This window comes from Hydrophilobacter chitinilyticus (assembly GCF_049860745.1).
Lineage (GTDB): Bacteria > Pseudomonadota > Gammaproteobacteria > Burkholderiales > Burkholderiaceae_C > Rhodoferax_B.
In genome coordinates this window covers 2388725-2409392 of record NZ_CP187561.1, presented here as the reverse complement: position 1 = coordinate 2409392, position 20668 = coordinate 2388725, and the positions used below count along the sequence as shown (strand labels likewise).

Annotated in this window: 20 protein-coding genes and 3 tRNA genes; 8 read left to right on the top strand and 15 right to left on the bottom strand. The window is 62.1% G+C overall.

The window, feature by feature from the left end; genetic code table 11:
* Positions 1-24 precede the first annotated feature (24 nt).
* The 4 genes from ACPWMG_RS10795 to ACPWMG_RS10780 are packed head-to-tail and all read left to right on the top strand — an operon-like array spanning position 25 to position 3597.
* Complete coding sequence (locus ACPWMG_RS10795; protein ID WP_483304638.1) at positions 25-933, top strand: peptidase associated/transthyretin-like domain-containing protein; 909 nt, start codon at positions 25-27, stop codon at positions 931-933.
* 44 nt (positions 934-977) lie between these two features.
* A complete protein-coding gene (locus ACPWMG_RS10790; protein WP_483304637.1) occupies positions 978-1241 on the top strand; it encodes a hypothetical protein in 264 nt (87 codons plus the stop codon).
* A 23-nt stretch (positions 1242-1264) separates the two neighbouring features.
* Positions 1265-2842, top strand: coding sequence for an ATP-binding protein (locus tag ACPWMG_RS10785; protein ID WP_483304636.1), 1578 nt, complete (start codon positions 1265-1267; stop codon positions 2840-2842).
* Entirely contained in the window at positions 2839-3597 is a 759-nt protein-coding gene (locus ACPWMG_RS10780) for a response regulator (RefSeq protein WP_483304635.1), read from the top strand. Before ACPWMG_RS10785 ends, ACPWMG_RS10780 begins: the two co-directional genes overlap by 4 nt.
* On the opposite strand, the gene ACPWMG_RS10775 is transcribed toward ACPWMG_RS10780, so the two are convergent.
* The 8 genes from ACPWMG_RS10775 to ACPWMG_RS10740 form a co-directional block, all read right to left on the bottom strand.
* Positions 3594-4262: a DUF799 domain-containing protein gene (locus tag ACPWMG_RS10775; protein WP_483304634.1), complete on the bottom strand. Its 669-nt coding sequence runs from the start codon at positions 4260-4262 to the stop codon at positions 3594-3596. The two genes, ACPWMG_RS10780 and ACPWMG_RS10775, sit on opposite strands and share 4 nt — an antisense overlap.
* Entirely contained in the window at positions 4259-4648 is a 390-nt protein-coding gene (locus ACPWMG_RS10770; protein ID WP_483304633.1) for a DUF4810 domain-containing protein, read from the bottom strand. The genes ACPWMG_RS10775 and ACPWMG_RS10770 overlap by 4 nt, the downstream gene beginning before the upstream one ends.
* A gap of 15 nt (positions 4649-4663) precedes the next feature.
* Positions 4664-5335, bottom strand: coding sequence for a CsgG/HfaB family protein (locus ACPWMG_RS10765; protein ID WP_483304632.1), 672 nt, complete (start codon positions 5333-5335; stop codon positions 4664-4666).
* Positions 5336-5589: 254 nt separating this feature from the next.
* The gene (locus ACPWMG_RS10760; RefSeq protein WP_483304631.1) at positions 5590-7983 is read right to left on the bottom strand and encodes a TonB-dependent siderophore receptor; all 2394 of its coding nucleotides are present in this window, start codon (positions 7981-7983) and stop codon (positions 5590-5592) included.
* A gap of 11 nt (positions 7984-7994) precedes the next feature.
* The gene (locus ACPWMG_RS10755; RefSeq protein WP_483304630.1) at positions 7995-8123 is read right to left on the bottom strand and encodes a hypothetical protein; all 129 of its coding nucleotides are present in this window, start codon (positions 8121-8123) and stop codon (positions 7995-7997) included.
* Positions 8124-9476, bottom strand: a complete 1353-nt coding sequence (locus ACPWMG_RS10750; RefSeq protein ID WP_483304629.1) for a sigma-70 family RNA polymerase sigma factor — start codon at positions 9474-9476, stop codon at positions 8124-8126.
* 38 nt (positions 9477-9514) lie between these two features.
* Positions 9515-10900 carry a class II fumarate hydratase gene (gene fumC / locus ACPWMG_RS10745; RefSeq protein WP_483304628.1) on the bottom strand — a complete coding sequence of 462 codons (1386 nt, stop codon included), beginning with the start codon at positions 10898-10900 and terminating at the stop codon, positions 9515-9517.
* 135 nt (positions 10901-11035) lie between these two features.
* The gene (locus tag ACPWMG_RS10740) at positions 11036-12151 is read right to left on the bottom strand and encodes a methyl-accepting chemotaxis protein (protein WP_483304627.1); all 1116 of its coding nucleotides are present in this window, start codon (positions 12149-12151) and stop codon (positions 11036-11038) included.
* Positions 12152-12299: 148 nt separating this feature from the next.
* Here ACPWMG_RS10740 and ACPWMG_RS10735 point away from each other — a divergent pair, with 148 nt between their 5' ends.
* Positions 12300-13853: a fumarate hydratase gene (locus ACPWMG_RS10735; protein ID WP_483304626.1), complete on the top strand. Its 1554-nt coding sequence runs from the start codon at positions 12300-12302 to the stop codon at positions 13851-13853.
* Positions 13850-14701 (top strand): glutamate racemase, encoded by an 852-nt coding sequence (murI, locus tag ACPWMG_RS10730; RefSeq protein ID WP_483304625.1) that lies wholly within the window; start codon positions 13850-13852, stop codon positions 14699-14701. Before ACPWMG_RS10735 ends, murI begins: the two co-directional genes overlap by 4 nt.
* 170 nt (positions 14702-14871) lie before the next feature.
* Here the strand turns inward: murI and ACPWMG_RS10725 are convergent, their stop codons facing one another.
* The 5 genes from ACPWMG_RS10725 to ACPWMG_RS10705 all read right to left on the bottom strand — a co-directional run bounded on the left by ACPWMG_RS10725 (position 14872) and on the right by ACPWMG_RS10705 (position 17250).
* Positions 14872-15495 (bottom strand): DUF6806 family protein, encoded by a 624-nt coding sequence (locus ACPWMG_RS10725; protein ID WP_483304624.1) that lies wholly within the window; start codon positions 15493-15495, stop codon positions 14872-14874.
* 91 nt (positions 15496-15586) lie between these two features.
* Positions 15587-15679, bottom strand: a tRNA-Leu gene (locus ACPWMG_RS10720).
* A 76-nt stretch (positions 15680-15755) separates the two neighbouring features.
* A tRNA-Cys gene (locus ACPWMG_RS10715) sits at positions 15756-15829 on the bottom strand.
* Between the two features lie 61 nt (positions 15830-15890).
* Positions 15891-15966 (bottom strand) — tRNA-Gly (locus ACPWMG_RS10710).
* 99 nt (positions 15967-16065) lie between these two features.
* Positions 16066-17250, bottom strand: a complete 1185-nt coding sequence (locus ACPWMG_RS10705) for a pyridoxal phosphate-dependent aminotransferase (RefSeq protein ID WP_483304623.1) — start codon at positions 17248-17250, stop codon at positions 16066-16068.
* A gap of 146 nt (positions 17251-17396) precedes the next feature.
* Here ACPWMG_RS10705 and ACPWMG_RS10700 point away from each other — a divergent pair, with 146 nt between their 5' ends.
* Entirely contained in the window at positions 17397-17663 is a 267-nt protein-coding gene (locus tag ACPWMG_RS10700; protein ID WP_483304622.1) for a hypothetical protein, read from the top strand.
* A gap of 39 nt (positions 17664-17702) precedes the next feature.
* Here the strand turns inward: ACPWMG_RS10700 and ACPWMG_RS10695 are convergent, their stop codons facing one another.
* Positions 17703-18989, bottom strand: coding sequence for a branched-chain amino acid ABC transporter substrate-binding protein (locus ACPWMG_RS10695; RefSeq protein ID WP_483304621.1), 1287 nt, complete (start codon positions 18987-18989; stop codon positions 17703-17705).
* Between the two features lie 96 nt (positions 18990-19085).
* On the opposite strand from ACPWMG_RS10695, the gene ACPWMG_RS10690 reads away from it, so the two are divergent.
* Entirely contained in the window at positions 19086-19460 is a 375-nt protein-coding gene (locus ACPWMG_RS10690) for an Hsp20/alpha crystallin family protein (protein WP_483304620.1), read from the top strand.
* Between the two features lie 88 nt (positions 19461-19548).
* Here ACPWMG_RS10690 and tsaD read toward each other — a convergent pair whose 3' ends face one another.
* Positions 19549-20589: a tRNA (adenosine(37)-N6)-threonylcarbamoyltransferase complex transferase subunit TsaD gene (gene tsaD / locus ACPWMG_RS10685; protein WP_483304619.1), complete on the bottom strand. Its 1041-nt coding sequence runs from the start codon at positions 20587-20589 to the stop codon at positions 19549-19551.
* Positions 20590-20668: the final 79 nt, after the last annotated feature.

Below are 20668 nucleotides of genomic sequence, written 5' to 3'. Positions count from 1 at the left end.
GCATCCCCAACGAAGGAGAGCCTCATGCGTCAAGCCACCACCCAAATATCTACCGACAACATACAAGACAATCAGGACAAACAAACCACCGACCTTGCCCGCCGATTTGCCCTGAATTCACTGGGCTCACTTGGCGTTGCCACGCTGCTAGCCAGTTGCGGCGGGGGCGGTGGTGACAGCAGCGATGCATCCAGCGGCACCACCACAAGCAGCACGACCAGCACCTCCACAACCACCACATCCGGTAGCACCACGTCCACCAGCACCAGTTCCACCACGACCAGCAGCACCTGCTCGGTTGTGCCCGAAGAAACCGCCGGACCCTACCCTGCGGATGGCTCTACCGCCAGCAATGCCACCTACAACGTGCTGGCCCTGAGCGGCATCGTGCGATCGGACATTCGCACCAACATCGGCGCGTTGACGCCGGTGGCCGGCGTGGCGCTCACACTCTCCATCACGTTGACCAACACCCAAGCCAGTTGTGCGGCGCTGGAGGGTTACGCCATCTACGTGTGGCATTGCTCGCAAGCCGGCAACTACTCGGTCTACACCGAGAACAGCATTGCCTCAAACTACCTGCGCGGCGTGCAGGCCACCAATGCCAACGGCACAGTGACCTTCACCACCATCGTGCCGGGCTGCTACGCCGGCCGCATGCCGCACATCCACATCGAGGTGTACCCCAGCGTGGGTGTGGCCACCAGCGCCAGCCGCAAAGTGAAGACCACGCAGTTGGCGTTTCCTACGGCGACCTTGAGCGCCATCTACAACGCCAACTCGGGCTACAGCGCCAGCGTCAGAAACCTTGCCAACATCACCTTCGCGACCGACAACGTGTTCAGCGATGGCACCGACCTGGAAATGGTCACGCTGCAGAGCGACGGCAGCGGCGGCTACGCGGCCAACATCACCATCTCGATCGCGGCCTGACCCCACAGCGCAAAGCCAAGTCCTTGCAACCCATCAACCGCACCATGAAACAACACACCAGTTTCTTCGCCACCTTGGCCATGGCCCTGTGTCTCGTGACACTGGGCGTCGCCCCCGCCTGCGCCCAAACACCGCCCCAAGGGCAGCCACCGGCACCACCACCTGAAGCCTACGCCGCATGCAAGGGCCAGAGCGAAGGCGCCACCGTCACCCTCACCATGCCAGATGGCAAAAAACTCAGCGGCACTTGTCGCAAAATCAATGGAACCTTGGCCGCCACACCTGCTGGGGGACCGCCGCAACGCTAATTCGCCTTTCGTTCCATTCGTTCATGCCCCGCCTCACGCTACAAAGCAAAGCCTTCGTCGCTCTGGCCGCCCTGCTGGTGGCCCTGCTGCTGATCTTCAGCGGCTTCTCGCGCCTGGGCTTGCAGCGCGGCCTGGGCCCGTATGCGGCAGAGATCGAACTGGCGCGCATGGACTGGCTCTCGGCGCGGCTTGAGCGGCTGTACGCCGAACAAGGCAACTGGCAAACCTTGCGCAGCCAGCCCGAGCGTTGGCGCGACCTGCTGCATCCCGATGACATGCGGCCGCCCCGTGACGATGACCGTACCGACGAGGGCTACCGCGAGCATCGCCGCGACGATGACGGTGGAGGCCGTTTCGGCGGCCGCCCGCCGCCGCCAGACTTTGGCCGAGAACCCGGCGGCAACCCACGCTTTGGCCCACCCGGCGACCATCCGCCCCCGCCACCCGGCTACGCTCAGTCACAGCGCTTGGTGCTGGTAGATGCGGCCGGCCAAACCGTAGTCGGCGCAGCCAGCGCGGCCAATGCTGCAGGCGCGGCGCGCCTGCTACTGCGCGGGCCAGGCGGCGAAACCATCGGCCAACTGATGCTGGCGCCACCGGCCGACCTGGCCTCGGAAGCCGACCGTGCCTTCCTCAACCAACAGCTTGGCTTTGTGGTGTGGACAGGCGTGGCCGGCTTGTTGTTGGCACTGCTGCTGTCGTGGTGGCTGGCGCTACGTTGGCTGGCACCGATCGACACCCTGGTGGCGGGCGCACGCGGCGTCGCGGCTGGTCGGCTGGACACACGGGTACCCGTGCATGGTGACGATGAGCTTGCGCGCCTGGCGCAAACCTTCAACCACATGGCCGAACAATTGGGTGGGATGGAAACCTCGCGCCGCCAATGGATTGGCGACGTGGCGCACGAGCTGCGCACCCCCCTGGCCGCCATGCGTGCCGAGATCGAAGCCGTGCAAGACGGTGTGCGCAACTTCGACGACAAAACCGCGCTGCGCCTGCACCGCCAGGTGATGCGTTTGATTCAACTGGTGGGCGACCTGCGCGCCAGCCTGGATGCCGACGCCGGCGGCGCACCATCGGCACGCGTGCCCCTGCACCCCTTGGCGTTGCTGACCGAAGCCATGGCGTCGATGCAGCCGCGCTTTGACCAACAGCACCTGGCCGTGGGTATGACAGGCCTCGACGTCCTGACCGCACAAGCGCCGCAGCCCTTGGTGCTGGGCGATGCCCAGCAACTGCACCGCGTCTTCTTGAATCTGCTGGAAAACAGTGTGCGCTACACCGATGCCGGTGGCCGCATCAGCGTCAGCGCGCGAGTAGAGCGTCTGCAGAGCACCAGCGCGGCAGCGCAACTCGTGCTGCAGTTTGACGACACCGCACCAGGCGTGGCCGCCCATGAGCTACCTCATCTGTTTGACCGCCTCTACCGCGCAGAAGCCTCGCGTACACGCGTCACGGGCGACCTGGGAGGCTCCGGCCTGGGCCTGGCGATCTGCCGCGCCATCGTGCAAGCCCACAGCGGGCAGATCAACGCACAAGCCTCAGCACAAGGTGGCCTGTGCATCACTCTCACCTTGCCCCTGCTGGAGAACCACCCATGAACGGGCACATTCCTGGCCCCCCCCCCGCGCACATTCTGGTGGTGGAAGACGAACCCGACATCGCCAGCGTGGTCATCGACTACCTGCACCACGCCGGCTACACCACCGAACACCTGGCCGACGGCCGCAGCGCGCTGGCGCGCTTGACGAACACCATGGCAGCGTCGCCACCCAGCCTGACCTTGCTGGACGTGATGCTGCCCGGCCTGGATGGTTTGGAGGTGCTGCGCCAGGCACGCCACCACACCAGCAGCCCCATCATCATGCTGACAGCACGCGTAGAAGAGATGGATCGGCTGATTGGTTTAGAGCTCGGCGCAGACGACTACATCTGCAAGCCGTTTTCGCCACGCGAAGTCGTGGCACGGGTGAAGTCGGTACTGCGCCGCAGCGGCATTGCCTCGAACACAAACGCAGCCCCTCGCCCATCGGCGCTGACCCTCGACGAGGCCCATTGGCAAGCCACCTTACGCGGCGTGCCGTTGGCCTTGACGCCACGCGAATTCCGCTTGCTGCAAGCTTTAGCCCGCCAGAGTGGGCGCATCTTCTCGCGCGCCCAACTGCTCGACCTGGCCTACGGCGACACGCTCGATGTGAACGAACGCGCCATCGACAGCCACATCAAAAACTTGCGCAAGAAACTCAAGACCGCCAGCAGCCAGAGCAGTGGCTCGGATCACGAATGGATCCGTTCGGTCTACAGCGTGGGTTTTGCGTTTGATGAAGACGAAACGGAAAGCCCTGCGCCAAATTAGTCGGTCCCGTACTTGGGCGAACGTGGCCCGTACAGCAGACCATTTGGCCTGCCAGCAGACAGCAAACGCTGATTGGAGATCGCGGCAATGCCGTAGCTCTGATCACTCACGTTGACGATGATCTGGTTGACCACAGCGGTCAGCAGCACACCAATCACACCACCGCCCGAATTGCTTTGCTGTTCTGCACTCGAGGCAGTGGCGCTGCCCGACCACAGCACTTGGTTAGACCGTAGGTCCACCAGTCTGGCGTCAAGGGTCACCACCGTGTCACTTCGGATGACGCTGTAGACGGTGCCGTACTTGCGCACATCAATATACAGGCCCGCATCGGCACCGAAGATCTCGCGCAGCTTGGCGGGCGATGCTGCTTGTGCGTCCGCGGCGTTGGACAAGCCGTTTTGCTTGAACACATCGTCCACAACACCCACGGGCAGCACGTAATAGCCGGCTTCGGCCAATGGCAAAGTCACCTGCGACAACACGGCAGCCGATGCATTCACTTCAGGCGAATGGTTCAGCGGCGGCAGCACCACAATCGACTTGGGCCGGGCTTCTTTATAAGCGGTGTAGTCGCGCTGGGCAGGTTGCGTCACGCAACCTGTGGCCAACACGGCGAGCAACAAAGTCACCGCATAAACAGAACGACGTGCGAACGTGTTCATTGCGCACCTCCGTTGTTTTTGGTGAAGGTGCGGGTCAAGAAATCGATAAACGTGGAAGACTCTGGAAACGATGTTTTTTCGGCGTCAAACTGCGGCTGTACTTGGTCGGCGCGGCCAGCTTTGGCGTAGAGCATGCCCAGGTGGGCGCGGTAACCCGGCGGCAAGGCTTGGCCGGTTGCGCGCGCTTTTTCGGTCGATTCTTCCAGCTTGCTGATCTGCACTTCGACGCCGTTGCCGCTGCCTTTGAGGTAGTCGTAGACCTGCGGTTCATAGTTGTTCCAGCTGTAGAGCGGCTTGGCAGCAGGTGCTGCGCAACCTGCGAGGATGGCGACACTGCCAAACGCCACGGCGATGCGTGCGTTACGGATAGTCAGAAGGTTTTTCATAGCCATCTCGCTCGCTTAACTGGCCGGTTTCCAGGCACCAGAATCCACGCCCTTCACCAAGTTATCCACGGCTTCGCGAATCGCCAAATCCAACACCTTGCCGTTCAAAGTGGAGTCGTAGCTGGCTGTGCCACCAAAGCCCACCACTTCGCGGTTCGACAAGCTGTACTCGCCAGCACCCTGAGTGGAATACACCACTTCGGAGGTGCTGACGTTGACGATGTTGAGGTTCACCTTAGCGTAGGCAATTTGCTCTTTGCCACGGCCCAGGATGCCAAATAGTTGTTGGTCGCCCACTTCTTTGCGACCAAACTCGGCGATGCTGCCGGTGACCACGTAGTCAGCACCCTTGAGGCTTTGTGTTTGCTTCTTGATCGCAGCTTCTTGCTGCGTTTCGGGCATGTTCTCGCGGTCGAGAACATTAAAGCGGCCCGACTGCTGCAGATGGGTGACCAGCGCCGACTTGGCTTGCCCGCCCAAACGATCAGGCCCTTCGGTGAACACGCCGCGCAAATAGCTGGAACGGTTGTCAAACTTGCCCACAGAGATGGGGCTGCGTTGCCCTTGGTAAGCCACAGAAGCCGCTACGACTTTCGGTACCTCGACGCTGCGCGATTGTTCCGTTGCACAGCCCGTTAAAAACAATGCCGATGCGGCAACGCCATAGACCAATTGATTCAGTTTCATAGTTCCAGTATTTCTATACACCAGCAGCTTTTTGCCGCACCGAAAAAAGCGAGGATCTCGCCAAACGAAGGCGCAACTGTATTCTGTGCATACACAAAATATCGTGCATAAATAGCTTCTTTTTAGGCCAAAAAACAGACAACTGAAAAAATGCCAAACAATGCGCAAAATCAAAGTGCCCCATTGAAAGCACACACATCAATATTGCGCACTGCACAGCAGCGTTGAGGGTGCCAGCCAGACATCCCCCGCCATCACCAGCGGTAAGTCGCCGTGCCCACCACCGTGCGCTGGGCGCCAAAGCCGCACGTCACATCTGCGGTACACGCGACCAGGTAGGCCTTGTTGGTGAGGTTGTGCGCGTTCAGCGCCAAACTCCACGAGCCGAAGTCGTAGCCCAGCATGGCGTCGAACACGGTATAGGCCGGTACCGGCACCGAGGTGGACTCGTAGGTGCCGTGGTTCGAGCCCACGTAGCGCGCGCCCAGCCCGGCCTTGATGCCGTTGCCAAAGCGGTAATCGGTCCATACCGAAATCTGGTTGCGCGGCACGGAGTTGAGTTGTTTGCCGATCTCTGCAGGGTTGCTGCTCGCGGTCACATCTGCCTTGGGCAGGAAGGTGTAGGAAGCCACCACGTTCCACGCGGGCGTGGGCTTGAGGCTGGCTTCAAACTCCATACCGCGCACCGTGACTTCACCGGTCACGCGTGGCAAGTTGTTCTCGTCGGTGGTGACGTAGTTGCGGCGCTGCAGTTGGAACACGGCCATGCTGTAGCTGTCTTTGCGGCCTGGCGGCTGCCAGCGCAAACCGGCCTCGACCTGGCGCCCGGTCTCGGGGTCAAACGGTTGCCCGGTCGCCGGGTTGACGGTGCCCGTGGGCACGAACGACTCGGAGTAACTCAGATACGGCGCCCAGCCTTCAGGCGCCAGATAGACCAGGCCCGCACGCCCGGAGAACTTGCCATCGCTCTGCTGTGTGTGCGAGGCGTCCAGATGGTTTTGCGTGTCGGTCTTGGCGCGGTCGTAGCGGCCACCCAGCGTGGCCACCCAACGCTCGCCCCACTTGATCTGGTCTTGCAGGTACAGCCCGGTTTGCGCCAGCTTGATGCGCGCGTCGACATATGGGTCGGGCGCCACGATGGCCGCGCTGCCGAAGACCGGCTGGTAGATGTCCATCGTTGGCACCTGGCCGCCGTAGTAGGTGGTTTGGTTGAAGCGGCTGTTTTGGTAGTCAAGACCCAACAGCAGCGTGTGCTGCCAGTCGCCCTGGCGCCATTTGGCTTGCGCCTGGTTGTCGACCACAAAGCTCGCCACGTTTTCCTGGCTGCCAAACACCGCACGCGAGATACGCCGGAAATTGGCCGGGTCGCTAGGGTCTACCGCGTTGACGGTAGCTAGGCCCTCCAGCCAAGCTTGCATGTAGTCGACCTTCAGGCTGCCGTAACGCAGCTTTTGGCGCAGCGTCCACACGTCGTCCAGTTGGTGCTCGGCCATGTAGCCCGCCAGCCATTGGTTTTGGTTGAAGTGGTCAAAGCCGGGCTCGCCGTAATACGCCGGTGCGCTGATGGGCCCGTTCGGATTCGGCAGCAAGGTGCCATACGCCGGGCCGCCACTTTGGTAGACGCCCGCGCGGTCACGCACGACTTGCGCCGACGCGGTGACCGAGGTCACGGCAGACGGCCGCCAAGTCAGCGACGGGGCCAGGTAGAAGCGGTCGTTGCGCATGTCGCCAGCGGGCAGCTCGGCGTCGCGCACCACACCGGTCACGCGGTACAGCAGGCTGCCATCGGCGTTCAACGGGCCGGAGAAATCACCCGCGATTTGCCGCCGTGCATGGTCGCCCAACTGCACCTGCAACTCATGCTGGGGTTGCGCCGTGGGCAGCTTGGTCACCACGTTGACCAGACCGCCGGGGCCGGTGGTACCGTACAGCACCGACGACGGCCCGCGCAGCAACTCGACCCGCTCGGCGCCATAGTTTTCAGTACGCCACACGCCCCAAGTGCTGTTGTTGCGCAGCGGCAGGCCGTCGAGGAAAAAGCCTGGCGAATAAGCGTCGAAGCCACGCAGGTAAAGCCAATCGAAACGCGAGTCGTCGTTCCAGCCCATGGTGTTGACACCCGGCGCATAGGCCAACGCGTCGCGCACCCGCAGTGCGCCGGTGGCCTCGATGAAATCAGCCGTCACCACCGAGATCGACTGCGGCGTTTCGATCAGCGGCGTGTCGGTCTTGGTGGCCGTGGCACTGCGCCGCGCGGTGTAGCCGCGCACCGGGCCGGTGGCGGTCTCGACCTCGGCATCAGCACTGACCGTGACCTCGGGCAGCGCGGCGCCGCTGTTGGCGGCGGCCGGCTCCAATGTCCAGGTGGCACCTGCGCGCCGCGCCTGCAAGCCAGTGTCGCGCAGCAGTTGCACCAGCGCAGTCTGCGCCTCTAATGTGCCACTCACGGCACTGCTGCGGCGCCCCTCGACCATTTGCGGGGTGTAAACCAGTTGCGCCCCCGATTGGGCAGCGAAGCGGCGCAGTGCATCGGGCAGAGGCTCGGCCGGGATGTCGAACGTGGCGGTCTGCGCGGTCGCATGTGCGCAGGCGATCGCCATGACGGCGGCCACGGTGTGGTGAGAAAGTGGTCGAGATAAAAAACGCATGGCAGGCTCAATCAAGGTTTGTGAAGCAGCGGCATGGCCAAATGGCCATCACTGCACCAACGAACCAGCCGCACCACATCCTGAATGGCACCCTGCATTTTTTTGAAAATTTCTGCGGGCTGCTTCAACGCGATGCCCATTCACTTCGACTGTTCACCTCGGCTGATCTGCCAGCGGCCGCTCTGCAAGCGCGACGCAACCGGCACGATGCCCGGCAGCGCACGCAAGAAGTCTTCGGTCTGCGCCACACGCACCTGGCCAGACACCCGCAGCCCTGCGACACCGGCATCCACATCGACCGGATAAGGCAGGTAGCGGCGCAGGTGCTCCAGCGCGTCGCCCAAGGGCGTGGCGTCGAACACCAACACACCGTGGCGCCATCCAGCGGCCTGCTGCGGGTCCCACAGGCGCTGCACCTCTGCGGCCGCCCCACCGGCACGCAAGCCTTCGCCCGCGACCAGTTCATGCAGCGATTGCACCTGCCCTTGTGCGTCGATGGTTTCGACCCGGACGCGCCCAGACTCAACCTGGATGTCCACCCTGCCGGCCGACAAACGCTCCACACCAAACCGCGTGCCCAACACCGTGATGCGCACACCATCGCGCGCCGAGGCCGCCGCGGGATCACGGGGCACCTCGACCACAAAGGGGCGGTCGGTGTCGCGCACCACTTCAAAGAATGCAGCACCCGCCAGTAGGTGAACGTGGCGCCGCGCTGCGGAGTAAGTGACGACGGCGCGGCTTTGTGCATCCAGCGTGAGCCCGCTGCCATCAGGCAACGTCGAACGCTGCGGCGGCCGCAAGCTGTTGACCACCACCTGCTGCCATTGCGGCACCAGCGTGCGCCACAAGCGCCAACCCATCGTGCCGCCTGCGGCCAGGCCGGCCACGCCCAGCAGGCTGGCCAACGCGCGGCGGCGTGGCGACGTGCTTTTGAGCACACCCGCCACACCGGCAACCTCTGCCACACCAGCCCATTGCTCCAGGGCCCGCTGCACGTGGTCCATGGCCAGCATCATGTCGCGCTCGATCATGTTGCGCGACACCCCAAACTCAGCCGCCAGCACGCCCTGCTCTTCGCCATGCACACGGTTGCGGATGAACACCTGGCGCGCACGTTCCGGCATGTTGACCAGCGCACGGTCCACCGCCTGTACCGCTTGGCGGTACATGGCAGCATCGGCGGCGTCTGGTGTCACAGGTTCGCTGGCCACAGGCTGGCTGGCGTGGCGCAACACCAGCGTGTTGTGCCGCTGACGGTCGGTCAGCAGGTTGCGCGCGATGGTGAACAGATAGGCGCGCGCCTCGCCGTCGTTGCACAACACCGGCGCGTGGCCTTGCCGCGCCAGTTCGGCCAGGCGCAACCAGGTGTCGTGCGCGGCATCGTGTGCGTCTTCGGCCGACGCACTGTGGTGCCGCAAATAGCACAGCAGGTCGCGGTAGCTTTCGCGAAAGCTATTGAGCAGCGGCGATGAAACCGCGCTGGCGGGCATGGCGACGGGACAGCGGTAAGGTCAAAGACCGGCTACGGTCAGCGGCCGACCATGTTGCCCGGCACCACCCATTGGTCAAACTGTTCACCCGTCACATGGCCTGACGCCACGGCCGCTTCCCGCAGGCTCGTGCCTTCCTTGTGCGCCTTCTTGGCGATGTAGGCGGCCTTGTCGTAGCCGATGTGGGTGTTGAGCGCGGTCACCAACATCAGCGAGCGGTCAACCAGCTCGGTGATGCGCGCCAGGTTGGGCTCGATACCCACGGCGCATTGGTCGTTGAAGCTGACCATGCCGTCGGCCAACAGGCGCACGCTCTGCAGGAAGTTGTGCGCCACCATGGGGCGGAACACGTTGAGCTCGAAGTTGCCCGAGGCACCACCGAAGTTGATGGCCACGTCGTTGCCAAACACTTGCGCGGCCAGCATGGTGACGGCTTCGCTCTGCGTGGGGTTGACCTTGCCGGGCATGATGCTGGAGCCGGGTTCGTTCTCGGGAATGCTGAGTTCGCCAATGCCGCTGCGCGGGCCGCTGGCGAGCCAACGCACGTCGTTGGCGATCTTCATCATGCTGGCGGCCAAGGTCTTCAAGGCGCCGTGTGCGTGCACCAGGCCGTCGCACGAGGCCAGGGCTTCGAACTTGTTGGGTGCGGTGACGAACGGCAGACCGGTAAGGCGTGCCAATTCTGCGGCGGCTTGTTCGGCGTAGCCCTTGGGTGCGTTCAGGCCGGTGCCGACGGCGGTGCCGCCGAGCGCCAGTTCACACAGGTGCGGCAGCGCGGCGCGCACGTGGCGCTCGGCGTGGTCAAGCTGCGCGACGTAGCCCGAGAATTCTTGGCCTAGCGTGAGCGGCGTGGCGTCTTGCAAATGGGTGCGACCAATCTTCACGATGCCGTCAAAGTCCTTGGCCTTTTGCGCCAGCGTGGCGCGCAGCTTGGCGATGGCCGGCAGTAGCTTGTGCTGCAGTGCCTGCACAGCGGCCACGTGCATGGCGGTGGGGAATACGTCGTTGCTGGACTGGCTGCGGTTCACATCGTCGTTCGGGTGCACGATGCGGCCTTCGCCGCGCTCGCCGCCCAGGATCTCGCTGGCACGGTTGGCCAACACTTCGTTGACGTTCATGTTGGTTTGCGTGCCCGAGCCGGTTTGCCACACCACCAGCGGAAACTCGCTGGGATGCTTGCCGGCAATCACTTCATCGGCTGCGGCCACGATGGCCTCGGTCTTCTTCGCGTCTTGCAGGCCCAGGGCCTGGTTCACCACGGCCGAGGCACGTTTCACCAGCGCCAGCGCATGAATGATTTCGCGCGGCTGCTGCTCGCCAGAGATGTCGAAGTTTTGCAGCGAACGCTGGGTTTGGGCGCCCCAGAGTTGGTTGCTCGGGACTTCGATGGGGCCAAAGGTGTCGCGTTCGGTGCGGGTGTTCATGAGTGCAGGAGTCCTATCAAACAATGAAGCACGGGGTGGCTCCCCATGCGCAAAGTCAAATGATAGCAATTCTCATCTTTACGCTGCGCACCAGCGGCTTGACCCGCTAGCCAACAGGGGCACCCCACCCGCAAATCAGTCGAGCTTGAACTCGTCCACCACGGTTTGCAGTTGGTTGGCTTGCACTGAAAGCGCCTGGGCCGCCGTGGCCGCCTGTTGCACCAGCGACGCGTTTTGCTGCGTGCCCGACTCCATTTGCACCACAGCGTGGTTCACATGGTCAATGCCGCTGCTCTGCTGCGCGGTGGCTTCAGAGATCTCGCCCAGCATCACTGTCACGCTCTGCACCGACTGCACGATTTCCTGCATGGTGGCCCCAGCCTGCGCCACCAGGGTGGAGCCGCTTTGCACCTGGTCGACCGAGTCGCCAATCAAGCTCTTGATCTCTTTGGCGGCCTCGGCACTGCGCTGCGCCAGGCTGCGCACTTCGCTGGCGACCACGGCAAAGCCTCGGCCTTGCTCGCCCGCGCGTGCGGCTTCTACCGCCGCATTCAGCGCCAGGATGTTGGTCTGGAAGGCAATGCCTTCGATCACTTCGATGATGTCGACAATGCGCTTGGAACTGGCGCTGATGGCATTCATGGTCAACACCACGTCGCCCACCACCGCCCCGCCGCGCTCGGCAATGCCCGAGGCATTCACCGCCAGGCCGCTGGCAGAGCGCGCGCGTTCGGCGGTTTGCTTCACCGTAGCCGTCAGTTGCTCCATGCTCGACGCGGTTTGCTCCAAGGCGCCGGCTTGTTCTTCGGTGCGTTGCGAGAGGTTGCTATTGCCGTCGGCAATGTCGCGCGAGGCCACGGTGATGGAATCGGTGGACTCCTTGATGCGGCCCACCACTTCGGTCAAGGTGTCTTCCATGTTGCCCAGCGCCGCCAGCAGGCGGCCGAATTCGCCACCGCGCTCGGTCACGAAGTCTTGGCTCAAGTCACCGGCGGCCACGGTCTCGGCGATCAAAATGGCTTCGTCCAGCGGCACCACAATGCTGCGCACCAAGCCGTAGACACAGCCCACGGCGTACAGAAGGCCCACGGCACCCAGCGTCCACAGCCACGCGCGTGTGCTGGCCGGGCTCAACGCACCATCGCCACTGTGGCTGTGCATGGCCAGACCGATGGCCACGGCCAGCAAGACGAACATGCCGCCAAAACCGGCGCTGAGCCGTGTGCTCACTTTCAAATTCGCAATCGACATTTTGTTTTTGCCCCTCAATTAGTTGTTGTTACAAATAAAAACAAACAGGCGATTATGGCGCTCGGACTCCCGACACGCTGACGCACGGCCGCCACACACGGGGCGATAATTGCAGGGTTTCCTATAACTACACACCCACGAGTGCGCCATGACCACCTCCATCAAGCAAGACGACCTGATTGAATCGGTTGCTGCAGCCCTGCAGTACATCAGCTACTACCACCCCACCGACTACATCGCCCACCTGGCGCGTGCCTACGCGCGTGAGCAAAGCCCGGCGGCCAAGGATGCGATTGCGCAAATCCTCACAAACAGCAAGATGAGCGCGACCGGCCAGCGCCCGATCTGCCAGGACACCGGCATCGTCAACGTGTTCTTGAAAGTGGGCATGGACGTGCGCTGGGAAGGCTTTACCGGTAGCCTGGACGACGCCATCAACGAAGGTGTACGCCGTGGCTACAACCACCCGGACAACACGCTGCGCGCCAGCGTGGTGGCCGATCCGCACTTCGACCGCAAGAACACCAAGGACAACACGCCTGCGGTGATCTTCACCGAGATCGTGCCCGGCAACAAAGTGGACATCACCGTCGCAGCCAAGGGCGGCGGCAGCGAGAACAAGAGCAAGATGGTCATGCTCAACCCCGGCGACAGCATTGTCGACTGGGTGCTGAAGACCGTGCCAACGATGGGCGCCGGCTGGTGCCCACCCGGCATGCTCGGCATCGGCATTGGCGGCACCGCTGAAAAGGCCGTGCTGATGGCCAAGGAAAGCCTGATGGACGACCTCGACATGTACGAGCTGCAGGCCAAGAAGGCATCGGGGGCCGAGCTGACCAAGGTTGAAGCCCTGCGCATCGAGCTGTATGAAAAAGTCAACGCCCTGGGCATCGGCGCACAAGGCCTGGGCGGCCTGACCACGGTGCTGGACGTGAAGATCCAGATGTACCCGACCCACGCGGCCAGCAAGCCGGTGGCGATGATCCCCAACTGCGCCGCCACGCGCCACGCCCACTTCGTGATGGACGGCAGCGGCCCGGTCTACCTCGACCCACCATCGCTGGACTTGTGGCCGCAGGTGAACTGGACGCCCGACTACAACAAGAGCAAAAAGGTCGATCTGAACACCTTGACCAAGGAAGAAGTGGCGAGCTGGAAACCCGGCGACACACTGCTGCTGAACGGCAAGATGCTCACCGGCCGTGACGCCGCGCACAAGCGCATCCAGGGCATGTTGGCCAAGGGCGAGAAGCTGCCGGTGGACTTCACCAACCGCGTGATCTACTACGTCGGCCCGGTCGACCCGGTGCGTGACGAAGCCGTGGGCCCCGCAGGCCCGACCACCGCCACGCGCATGGACGGCTTCACCGAAATGATGCTGGCCGAGACCGGCCTGATCTCGATGATCGGCAAGTCCGAGCGCGGCCCGGTCGCCATCGAAGCCATCAAGAAGCACAAGAGTGCCTACCTGATGGCCGTGGGCGGCGCCGCCTACCTGGTCAGCAAGGCTATCAAGACCGCCAAGGTGGTGGGCTTTGCCGACCTGGGCATGGAAGCCATCTACGAGTTCGACGTGGTCGACATGCCCGTGACCGTGGCTGTGGACGCGGGCGGCACGAGCGCCCATATCACCGGCCCGGCCGAATGGGAAAAGCGCATTGCCACGGGCGAGTTCAAGGGCATTGAGGTGGCGGCTGCTTGAGTCCAACGCAGTCAATCGGATCGTCAAAAACACCAACCTCACCGGTTGGTGTTTTTGACAGCAGCATCGGCGGCCTGAGCGTTCTACAAGCGCTGCAGACCGCCCTGCCTTCCGAGCATTTTGTTTACCTGGACGATGCGGGCCACGCGCCCTATGGTGAGCGCGGTGAGGCCTATGTGGTGGGCCGTGCGCGCGCTATCACGGCTTATTTGCGCGAGGTCTACGGCATCAAGGCTTTGGTGATCGCCTGCAACACGGCCACTATGGCGGCCGTGGCGCAGATTCGGGCTGAGCACCCAGACTTGATCATTGTGGGCGTAGAGCCTGGGCTCAAGCCCGCAGCGCTCACGAGCAAGACCAAACGTGTGGGTGTCATCGGCACACGCGGCACCGTCACCAGTGCCAAGTTCGATGCGCTGCACCGCAGCCTGCAAGAACAAGCCGAGTTCATCGTGCAACCGTGTGATGGCTTGGCCGATGCCATCAGCCGCAGCGTGCTCTCAGAAGACGAGTCAAAAACCGTAGCGCTGTGCGCGAAGTACATCAGCGCTATGGGCAGGTTCGGCTCAAGCCCCGGCGAAATCGACACGTTAGTGCTGGGCTGCACCCACTACATCTTTGCGCAGGCGCCGTTGCAAGCTTTGGTGGGGCCGGAAGTGCAAATTTTGTCGACCGGCGAACCGGTAGCGCGGCGTACACAGCAACTGCTGGAGGCAGCCCAGATGCTGGCACCGGCCGGGCCTGGCCGGGTGCAGTTGGTGACAACGGGTGAAACGGCGGTGCTGCAGGCAGCAGCACGGCGTTGGTTAGATTTTCAAACGGAAGATGCAACACACTGGGCGACCTGAGCCGACCGGTTGTGAATAGCTGCGGCCGGGAAGGCTGTTGAAAAACGTAGCGAGGAAGGTTAGCTGCTAGGCGCACGGCGCGCAGGAACCGGAACGTACTTCAGGTACGTGAGGATTCCGAGCACCGGGCAACGTTGCAGATGACCTCCGCAGTAGTTTTTCGACAGCCTTTAGTGCAGGTGGCGTGGGCGGCGGCCACCACCATGGCCAGAACCACCGCCAGGGCCGCGAGGCGGTTTGCCAATCTCCAGCGAGTTCACCAGCGCGTCAAAGCGTTGTGAGAACAGCTTGTCGATCTCGGCCACCACACCACCTAACTCGGCGCCGTCAAAGTGGCGCTCCATCATGTTGATGACGTCTTGCACCAGCAGATCGCGCTGGGCTTGCATGATGGCGGCCGGGTTCGGGCCGACAAACAGCATCATGAAGTCGTCGCGCGACTCGTCGTCGGGGTTGGCTTCTTCTTCGTCAAAGTCGGCGTCGTAGAACGTGACTTCTAGCGGCGCGCCCAGCGCGCTGAGCTCGTTCAAGCTCATGCACATTTCATCAAGCGCTTGCTTGAAGTCTTCGTCGCCCGGCACCGTCCAGCACATTTGCAGCGTGTGGTCGGCCGTGTCGAACTTGATGCCCGGCTCTTCCTCATAAGAACTGCGCGCACCATCAGCCAGCGAACGCGCGCCAGCGTATTTCCACAACGGTTTCAGCGCGTCCTGAATCTGGTCGAACGTCACATCAGGGCGCAACTGGACTTGTCCGTGCACATGGATCTCAAAAGGGGCGTTATAGCGTGCCATGTTCGGATATTAGGCGCTTTTTGGAAAGATTTAGACACTGCACAGGGAATTCCTGCAGCAGGGTTTGCAAGATCAGCTTGAGATCCGCATGTGGTGCCTCGAACCGGGGTCGAACCGGTACGCCCCCTCACGGGTAAGCGGCGGATTTTAAGTCCGCTGTGTCTACCAATTTCACCATCGAGGCAACGCTGACCCAAAGTCTGGGCTTCGCGAAAAAACAGCCCCGCCAACACAAGGTGTCAGCGGGGCTGCTCATTTTTTGGAGGCGCGAGCCGGAGTCGAACCGACCTACTCGGATTTGCAATCCGGTACATAACCGCTTTGTTATCGCGCCAAAATCTTTCTTCGAATCTCTGAATGAAAAAGGGAAGCTTGCGGCTTCCCTTTTTGGAATTTGGAGCGGGAAAAGAGTCTCGAACTCTCGACCTCAACCTTGGCAAGGTTGCGCTCTACCAACTGAGCTATTCCCGCGTTTCAAGCCTCAGATTATAGCATGCAAAAACAAGCTTTTCTGAAACCGCTTCGATTCAAACCGCAATCTGAATCTGCACCGCAACCAAAAATTTAACTTTATCGCTGCAGGTTTTCGATTGTAGCCCACTTTTTCAGCCGTTCTACGCCCGCGTGCAGTCGTTGTAGGTCCTTCGATGCAAAACACCAACGCAGCCATCCTTGCGCCTCGGGGGCAAAGGCGTTACCAGGCGCCAGGCCGATGCCGGCCTCGGCCACCAGGCGCTTGGCCACGGTCAACGAATCATCAAAACCAGCCATGCGGAAGAAGGCATACATGCCACCTTTGGCCGATGCCACCTCTACCCCCGGCAGCGCCTGAAGCAGCGGCACCAAGGTGTCGCGGCAGGCCTTCAGATGCGCGACCACGCGCGGCGTGACGTCGGCCGTGCGTTGCAGCGCCACAATGCCGGCGCGCTGGGTAAAAACGCTGGCGCACGAGGTGTTGAACTCGACCAGTTTGCCCATGTGGTGCGTCATACTCGGCGGCATCACCAGCCAGCCCAGGCGCCAGCCGGTCATCAAGAAGCTTTTCGAAAAGCTCTGCACCACCACCAGTCGGTCTTCGGGTACGGTCACGTCCAGAAAGCTCGGTGCACAGCTATTGGCAGTGGGCTCGTAGTACAGGCGTTCGTACACCTCATCAGCCAAGATCCAGGTGCCGGTGTTGCGGCAGTGGGCGACGATGGTTTGCTGCTCTTCGCGCGTCAGCGTCCAGCCGGTGGGATTGTTGGGTGCGTTAATGATCAGCAGCTTGGTTTGCGGCGTGATGGCGGAGAGCAGCGCCGCCATGTCAAGCGACCAGGCGCCTTTGTCCGGGCCCGATGCCACAGGCTTGAGTGGAACGCAGCGCAGCTTGGCACCCATGATCAACGGCTGCGCCGTAAGGTTGGGCCACACCGGCGTGACGGCGACCACGTCGTCACCCGCGTCGATCAGCATCTCCATCGCCAGCATCAGCGCGTTCACGCCACCTGAGGTGATGGCTATGCGCTCCGCACCAATCGGGGCGTGCATAGCACTCATGTAGGCCGACACGGCTTCACGCAAGGCCGGCAAGCCGAGGTTGTGCGAGTAGAAGGTTTCGCCGCTCTGCAGCGAATCAATCGCCGCTTGGCGAATGAATTCGGGCGTGACCTCGTCGCTCTCGCCAAACCAGAACGGCAACACATCGCTGCGCCCCATGCCGGCATTGGCAACTTCACGGATCTTGGATTCTTCGAGATTTTGGATGGCTTGGCGCATGGCGATTTCGGGTCGTGTGTTGAAGCTAGCCCTCCATGCTAATGGACACAGGCCCACCTCAGCTCAAAGATAGGGATGAATCAACACAAGATCGCGGCGTACGATGTATGAGGCCATCGATGAGGCCATCGCCACAGGAGTCAGCCATGCCAGCTTCGCCACGCCACCAGCAGGTCTTCAGCCGCGCCGTACAAGCGCTTGCAGCATGCCTCTTCAGCCTAGCGGTAGTGATGCCCTACCCCGCCTTGGCAACCGAGGCCAAGCCCAAAAGCACCACGCCAGCGCCGAAGAAAAAAGTCGCCAAGCCCAAGTTCATTGACGACACGGGCGAAACCCAGAAGCAGCGCGACAAACGTTTGACGCGCGAATGCAAGGGCCGGCCTAACGCTGGTGCTTGCGCCGGCTATACCTGACGAGCCGGGGCTTGCGCTGGCTACACGTAACGAACAACGTTAAGTAGGCCGCACCATCTTGCAGGTGGTCGGCATCTCTGCATCGGTCGGGCTGATTTGCCGGATCACGCGGAAGCCGTAGCCCGATCCTTCCACATCAAACTTCACACCCGGTGTGCCTTGGCGATCCATCAAACCGACCGCCAGTTGCTGCTGAAACTGGTGGTCGGTGGCGCGCATGTAGCCGTTTTGGCCAGACAGGCTGACCTTGGCCTGCTCCATCTGTGTGCCCACCGCCACAGCCTCTAAATTGCCTGCGCGCTCGATGCTCTGCGCCAAGGTTTCCACCAGCAACTGCAGCCGCATGTGCACGTAGTCGTCGGCCGGGTTCGGAAAGCGTTTGCGGAAAGACTGGTAGAACGCTTCGCTCTGCGCCGTGGGCACGTTGGGCAGCCAGTCGGCCACCGCAATCACCTTGCCCACACCAGCTTCGCCAATGGCCGCTGGCGCGCCCAAGGCGTTGCCGTAGAAGGTGTAGAACTTGCCCGTGAAACCCACGTCTTTGGCCGCGCGTACCAGCAGGGTCAAATCGTTGCCCCAGTTGCCGGTGATCACGGCTTGTGCGCCGCTGGCTTTGATCTTGGTGGCGTAGGGAATGAAGTCCTTCACCCGGCCCAGAGGGTGCAGTTCATCGCCCACCACTTTGACGTCCGGCCGCACCGCAGCCAGTTGCGTTTTGGCTTCCCGCGAAACGATGTGGCCGAAGCTGTAATCCTGGCCAATGATGTACACGCTGGCCACCGATTTATCTTCACGCAGCGCGCCCATCAACGCGGCCATGCGCATGTCGACGTGGGCATCAAAGCGGAAATGCCAGAAGCTGCATTTCTCGTTGGTGAGTGCCGGGTCGGTGGCGCCGTAGTTGAAGTAAAGCACGCGTTTGTCGGGCTCGCGTTCGTTGTGTTTGTTGATGGCATCGACCAGCACCGCGGCCGTCGCCGAGCTGTTGCCTTGGGCGATGAAACGCACGCCGTCGTCGATGGCCGCGCGCAGGGCCAACAAGGCTTCTTCGTTCTGGCCTTTGCTGTCGTAACGCACCAGCGTCAACGGACGACTTCCCCCTAGCGCACCAGGCAACTTCACGCCGCCACGCGCGTTCACGCGCTCAATCGCCCAGTGCAGGTTGCGCACTACGGCCTCGCCGGTGTTGCCGAACGGGCCGCTCAATCCTTCAATCACGGCCAGCTTGATGGGGGCACCAGAAGGCGACTGCGCACCGGCCAAAGCGGGCGCAAATAGCGCCGCTGTAAGAGATTTCAAGACCTGACGGCGAAACAAAAACTTCATTTAAATTCCCTTGAATTGCCTGGGCACGCACCTAGTTATGGTCCATGCGGCGATCACTGTGAAAGCCGCGCAGTGTACCCACTAGGAGTTTCTGTCATGTTTATCGCTTCCGCATCGCCCGCCGCCTTCCGCCGCTCTGCCCACCTGAACGCATTGCGTTCGTTGGATCGTTTTCTGGATCAATCTCTGAACCAACAAAAGGCCACCAGCGTGAGCCAGGACGAGCAGTCTGTCACCCTGTCGTTTGATGTGCCCGGCATCGCCAAAGACCAACTCGTCATTGGCATTGAAGGTAGCGTCGTACGCATTGAAACCAAGGCCGACGCCGCACGCCAATACAAGGCTGCCTACGAGCTGCCACAGGACATCGACACCGCCACCAGCGAAGCCAAGTTGGAACACGGCGTGTTGACGCTCAAGCTGGGCAAGAAAGTGCCCGTGAGCAACGTGTCGACGTTGACCATCAACTAAAAAGCTTCACGTCTAGCTTGTAGTTTTTGCGAACAAGCCACCCCGGAGCCACTGGCTTCGCGGTGGCTTTTTCTTTACCCCAAAAGGGTCAGGTGGTTTGTGCCAGCGCGTCCAAAGGCCAGCGCGGTTTGACGTCAAAAGCGTAGTCAAAACTCGCTTCTTGCAGACCCGACTGCAAGCGCATGGCACCCGCCATGGCGATCATGGCGCCGTTGTCAGTACACAGGTGCAGTTCGGGGTAGTGCACACGCACGCCAGCCTTGGCACACGCGGCGTTGAGCTGGCTGCGCAGCATGTGGTTGGCGCCCACGCCACCGGCCACCACCAAGCGGCGCAAACCGGTTTCCTTGAGTGCGGCCATCGACTTCTTCAGCAGCACTTCGACGATGGCCGCCTGCGTGCTGGCGGCCAAGTCGGCGCGGCGCGCATCAAGTGTGTCGCCCAACTTTTGCGCTTGTGTCATCACGGCTGTTTTCAGGCCGGCAAAAGAGAAGTCGAGGTTGTGGCTGTGCAGCAGCGGACGTGGCAGTTTGAAGGCTGCACCGTCACCCTGCTCGGCCAGGCGCGCCAAGGCCGGGCCGCCAGGATAACCCAGGCCAAGCATCTTGGCGGATTTGTCAAACGCCTCGCCCGCCGCGTCGTCAATGGTTTCGCCCAGAATGCTGTATTCGCCCACACCGGTCACACGCATCAATTGAGTATGACCGCCAGACACCAATAGCGCCACGAACGGAAACTCTGGCGGGTCGGCACTCAAAAACGGCGAGAGTAAATGGCCTTCCAGATGGTGCAGACCCAAAACAGGTCGCCCCAATGCCGCGCCCAGCGCACAGGCCACGCCGGAGCCCACCAACAATGCACCCGCCAAGCCGGGCCCACGCGTGTAGGCCACCACGTCGATGTCTTCCAGGATTTGGCCGGCCTCGGTCAGCACCTGCGTGGTGAGCGGCAACACGCGGCGGATGTGGTCGCGACTGGCGAGTTCGGGCACCACGCCGCCATAGGCTTGGTGCATGGCGATCTGGCTGTGCAGCGCGTGCGACAAGAGTTTTGGCACGGCTTGGCCTTCGGCACGCACCAGCGCCACACCTGTTTCGTCACACGAAGACTCGATTCCCAATACCAGCACAACAGCTCCCACCTAATGAATGCGGGCAGTGTAGGCCAAGGGCAATGCCAGTGCGCCGCACCGGGCTGAAAACAGCCCA

What these genes read in the sequence shown, in the direction of transcription:
- ACPWMG_RS10760 (WP_483304631.1), bottom strand. Translation starts at nt 7,983, where the DNA reads ATGCGTTTTTTATCTCGACCACTTTCTCACCACACCGTGGCCGCCGTC.
- ACPWMG_RS10795 (WP_483304638.1), top strand. Translation starts at nt 25, where the DNA reads ATGCGTCAAGCCACCACCCAAATATCTACCGACAACATACAAGACAAT.
- ACPWMG_RS10690 (WP_483304620.1), top strand. Translation starts at nt 19,086, where the DNA reads ATGTTTATCGCTTCCGCATCGCCCGCCGCCTTCCGCCGCTCTGCCCAC.
- ACPWMG_RS10695 (WP_483304621.1), bottom strand. Translation starts at nt 18,989, where the DNA reads ATGAAGTTTTTGTTTCGCCGTCAGGTCTTGAAATCTCTTACAGCGGCG.
- ACPWMG_RS10780 (WP_483304635.1), top strand. Translation starts at nt 2,839, where the DNA reads ATGAACGGGCACATTCCTGGCCCCCCCCCCGCGCACATTCTGGTGGTG.
- fumC (WP_483304628.1), bottom strand. Translation starts at nt 10,900, where the DNA reads ATGAACACCCGCACCGAACGCGACACCTTTGGCCCCATCGAAGTCCCG.
- ACPWMG_RS10790 (WP_483304637.1), top strand. Translation starts at nt 978, where the DNA reads ATGAAACAACACACCAGTTTCTTCGCCACCTTGGCCATGGCCCTGTGT.
- ACPWMG_RS10740 (WP_483304627.1), bottom strand. Translation starts at nt 12,151, where the DNA reads ATGTCGATTGCGAATTTGAAAGTGAGCACACGGCTCAGCGCCGGTTTT.
- ACPWMG_RS10750 (WP_483304629.1), bottom strand. Translation starts at nt 9,476, where the DNA reads ATGCCCGCCAGCGCGGTTTCATCGCCGCTGCTCAATAGCTTTCGCGAA.
- ACPWMG_RS10775 (WP_483304634.1), bottom strand. Translation starts at nt 4,262, where the DNA reads ATGAACACGTTCGCACGTCGTTCTGTTTATGCGGTGACTTTGTTGCTC.
- ACPWMG_RS10765 (WP_483304632.1), bottom strand. Translation starts at nt 5,335, where the DNA reads ATGAAACTGAATCAATTGGTCTATGGCGTTGCCGCATCGGCATTGTTT.
- ACPWMG_RS10755 (WP_483304630.1), bottom strand. Translation starts at nt 8,123, where the DNA reads ATGGGCATCGCGTTGAAGCAGCCCGCAGAAATTTTCAAAAAAATGCAG.
- ACPWMG_RS10700 (WP_483304622.1), top strand. Translation starts at nt 17,397, where the DNA reads ATGCCAGCTTCGCCACGCCACCAGCAGGTCTTCAGCCGCGCCGTACAA.
- ACPWMG_RS10705 (WP_483304623.1), bottom strand. Translation starts at nt 17,250, where the DNA reads ATGCGCCAAGCCATCCAAAATCTCGAAGAATCCAAGATCCGTGAAGTT.
- ACPWMG_RS10770 (WP_483304633.1), bottom strand. Translation starts at nt 4,648, where the DNA reads ATGAAAAACCTTCTGACTATCCGTAACGCACGCATCGCCGTGGCGTTT.
- ACPWMG_RS10735 (WP_483304626.1), top strand. Translation starts at nt 12,300, where the DNA reads ATGACCACCTCCATCAAGCAAGACGACCTGATTGAATCGGTTGCTGCA.
- ACPWMG_RS10725 (WP_483304624.1), bottom strand. Translation starts at nt 15,495, where the DNA reads ATGGCACGCTATAACGCCCCTTTTGAGATCCATGTGCACGGACAAGTC.
- ACPWMG_RS10785 (WP_483304636.1), top strand. Translation starts at nt 1,265, where the DNA reads ATGCCCCGCCTCACGCTACAAAGCAAAGCCTTCGTCGCTCTGGCCGCC.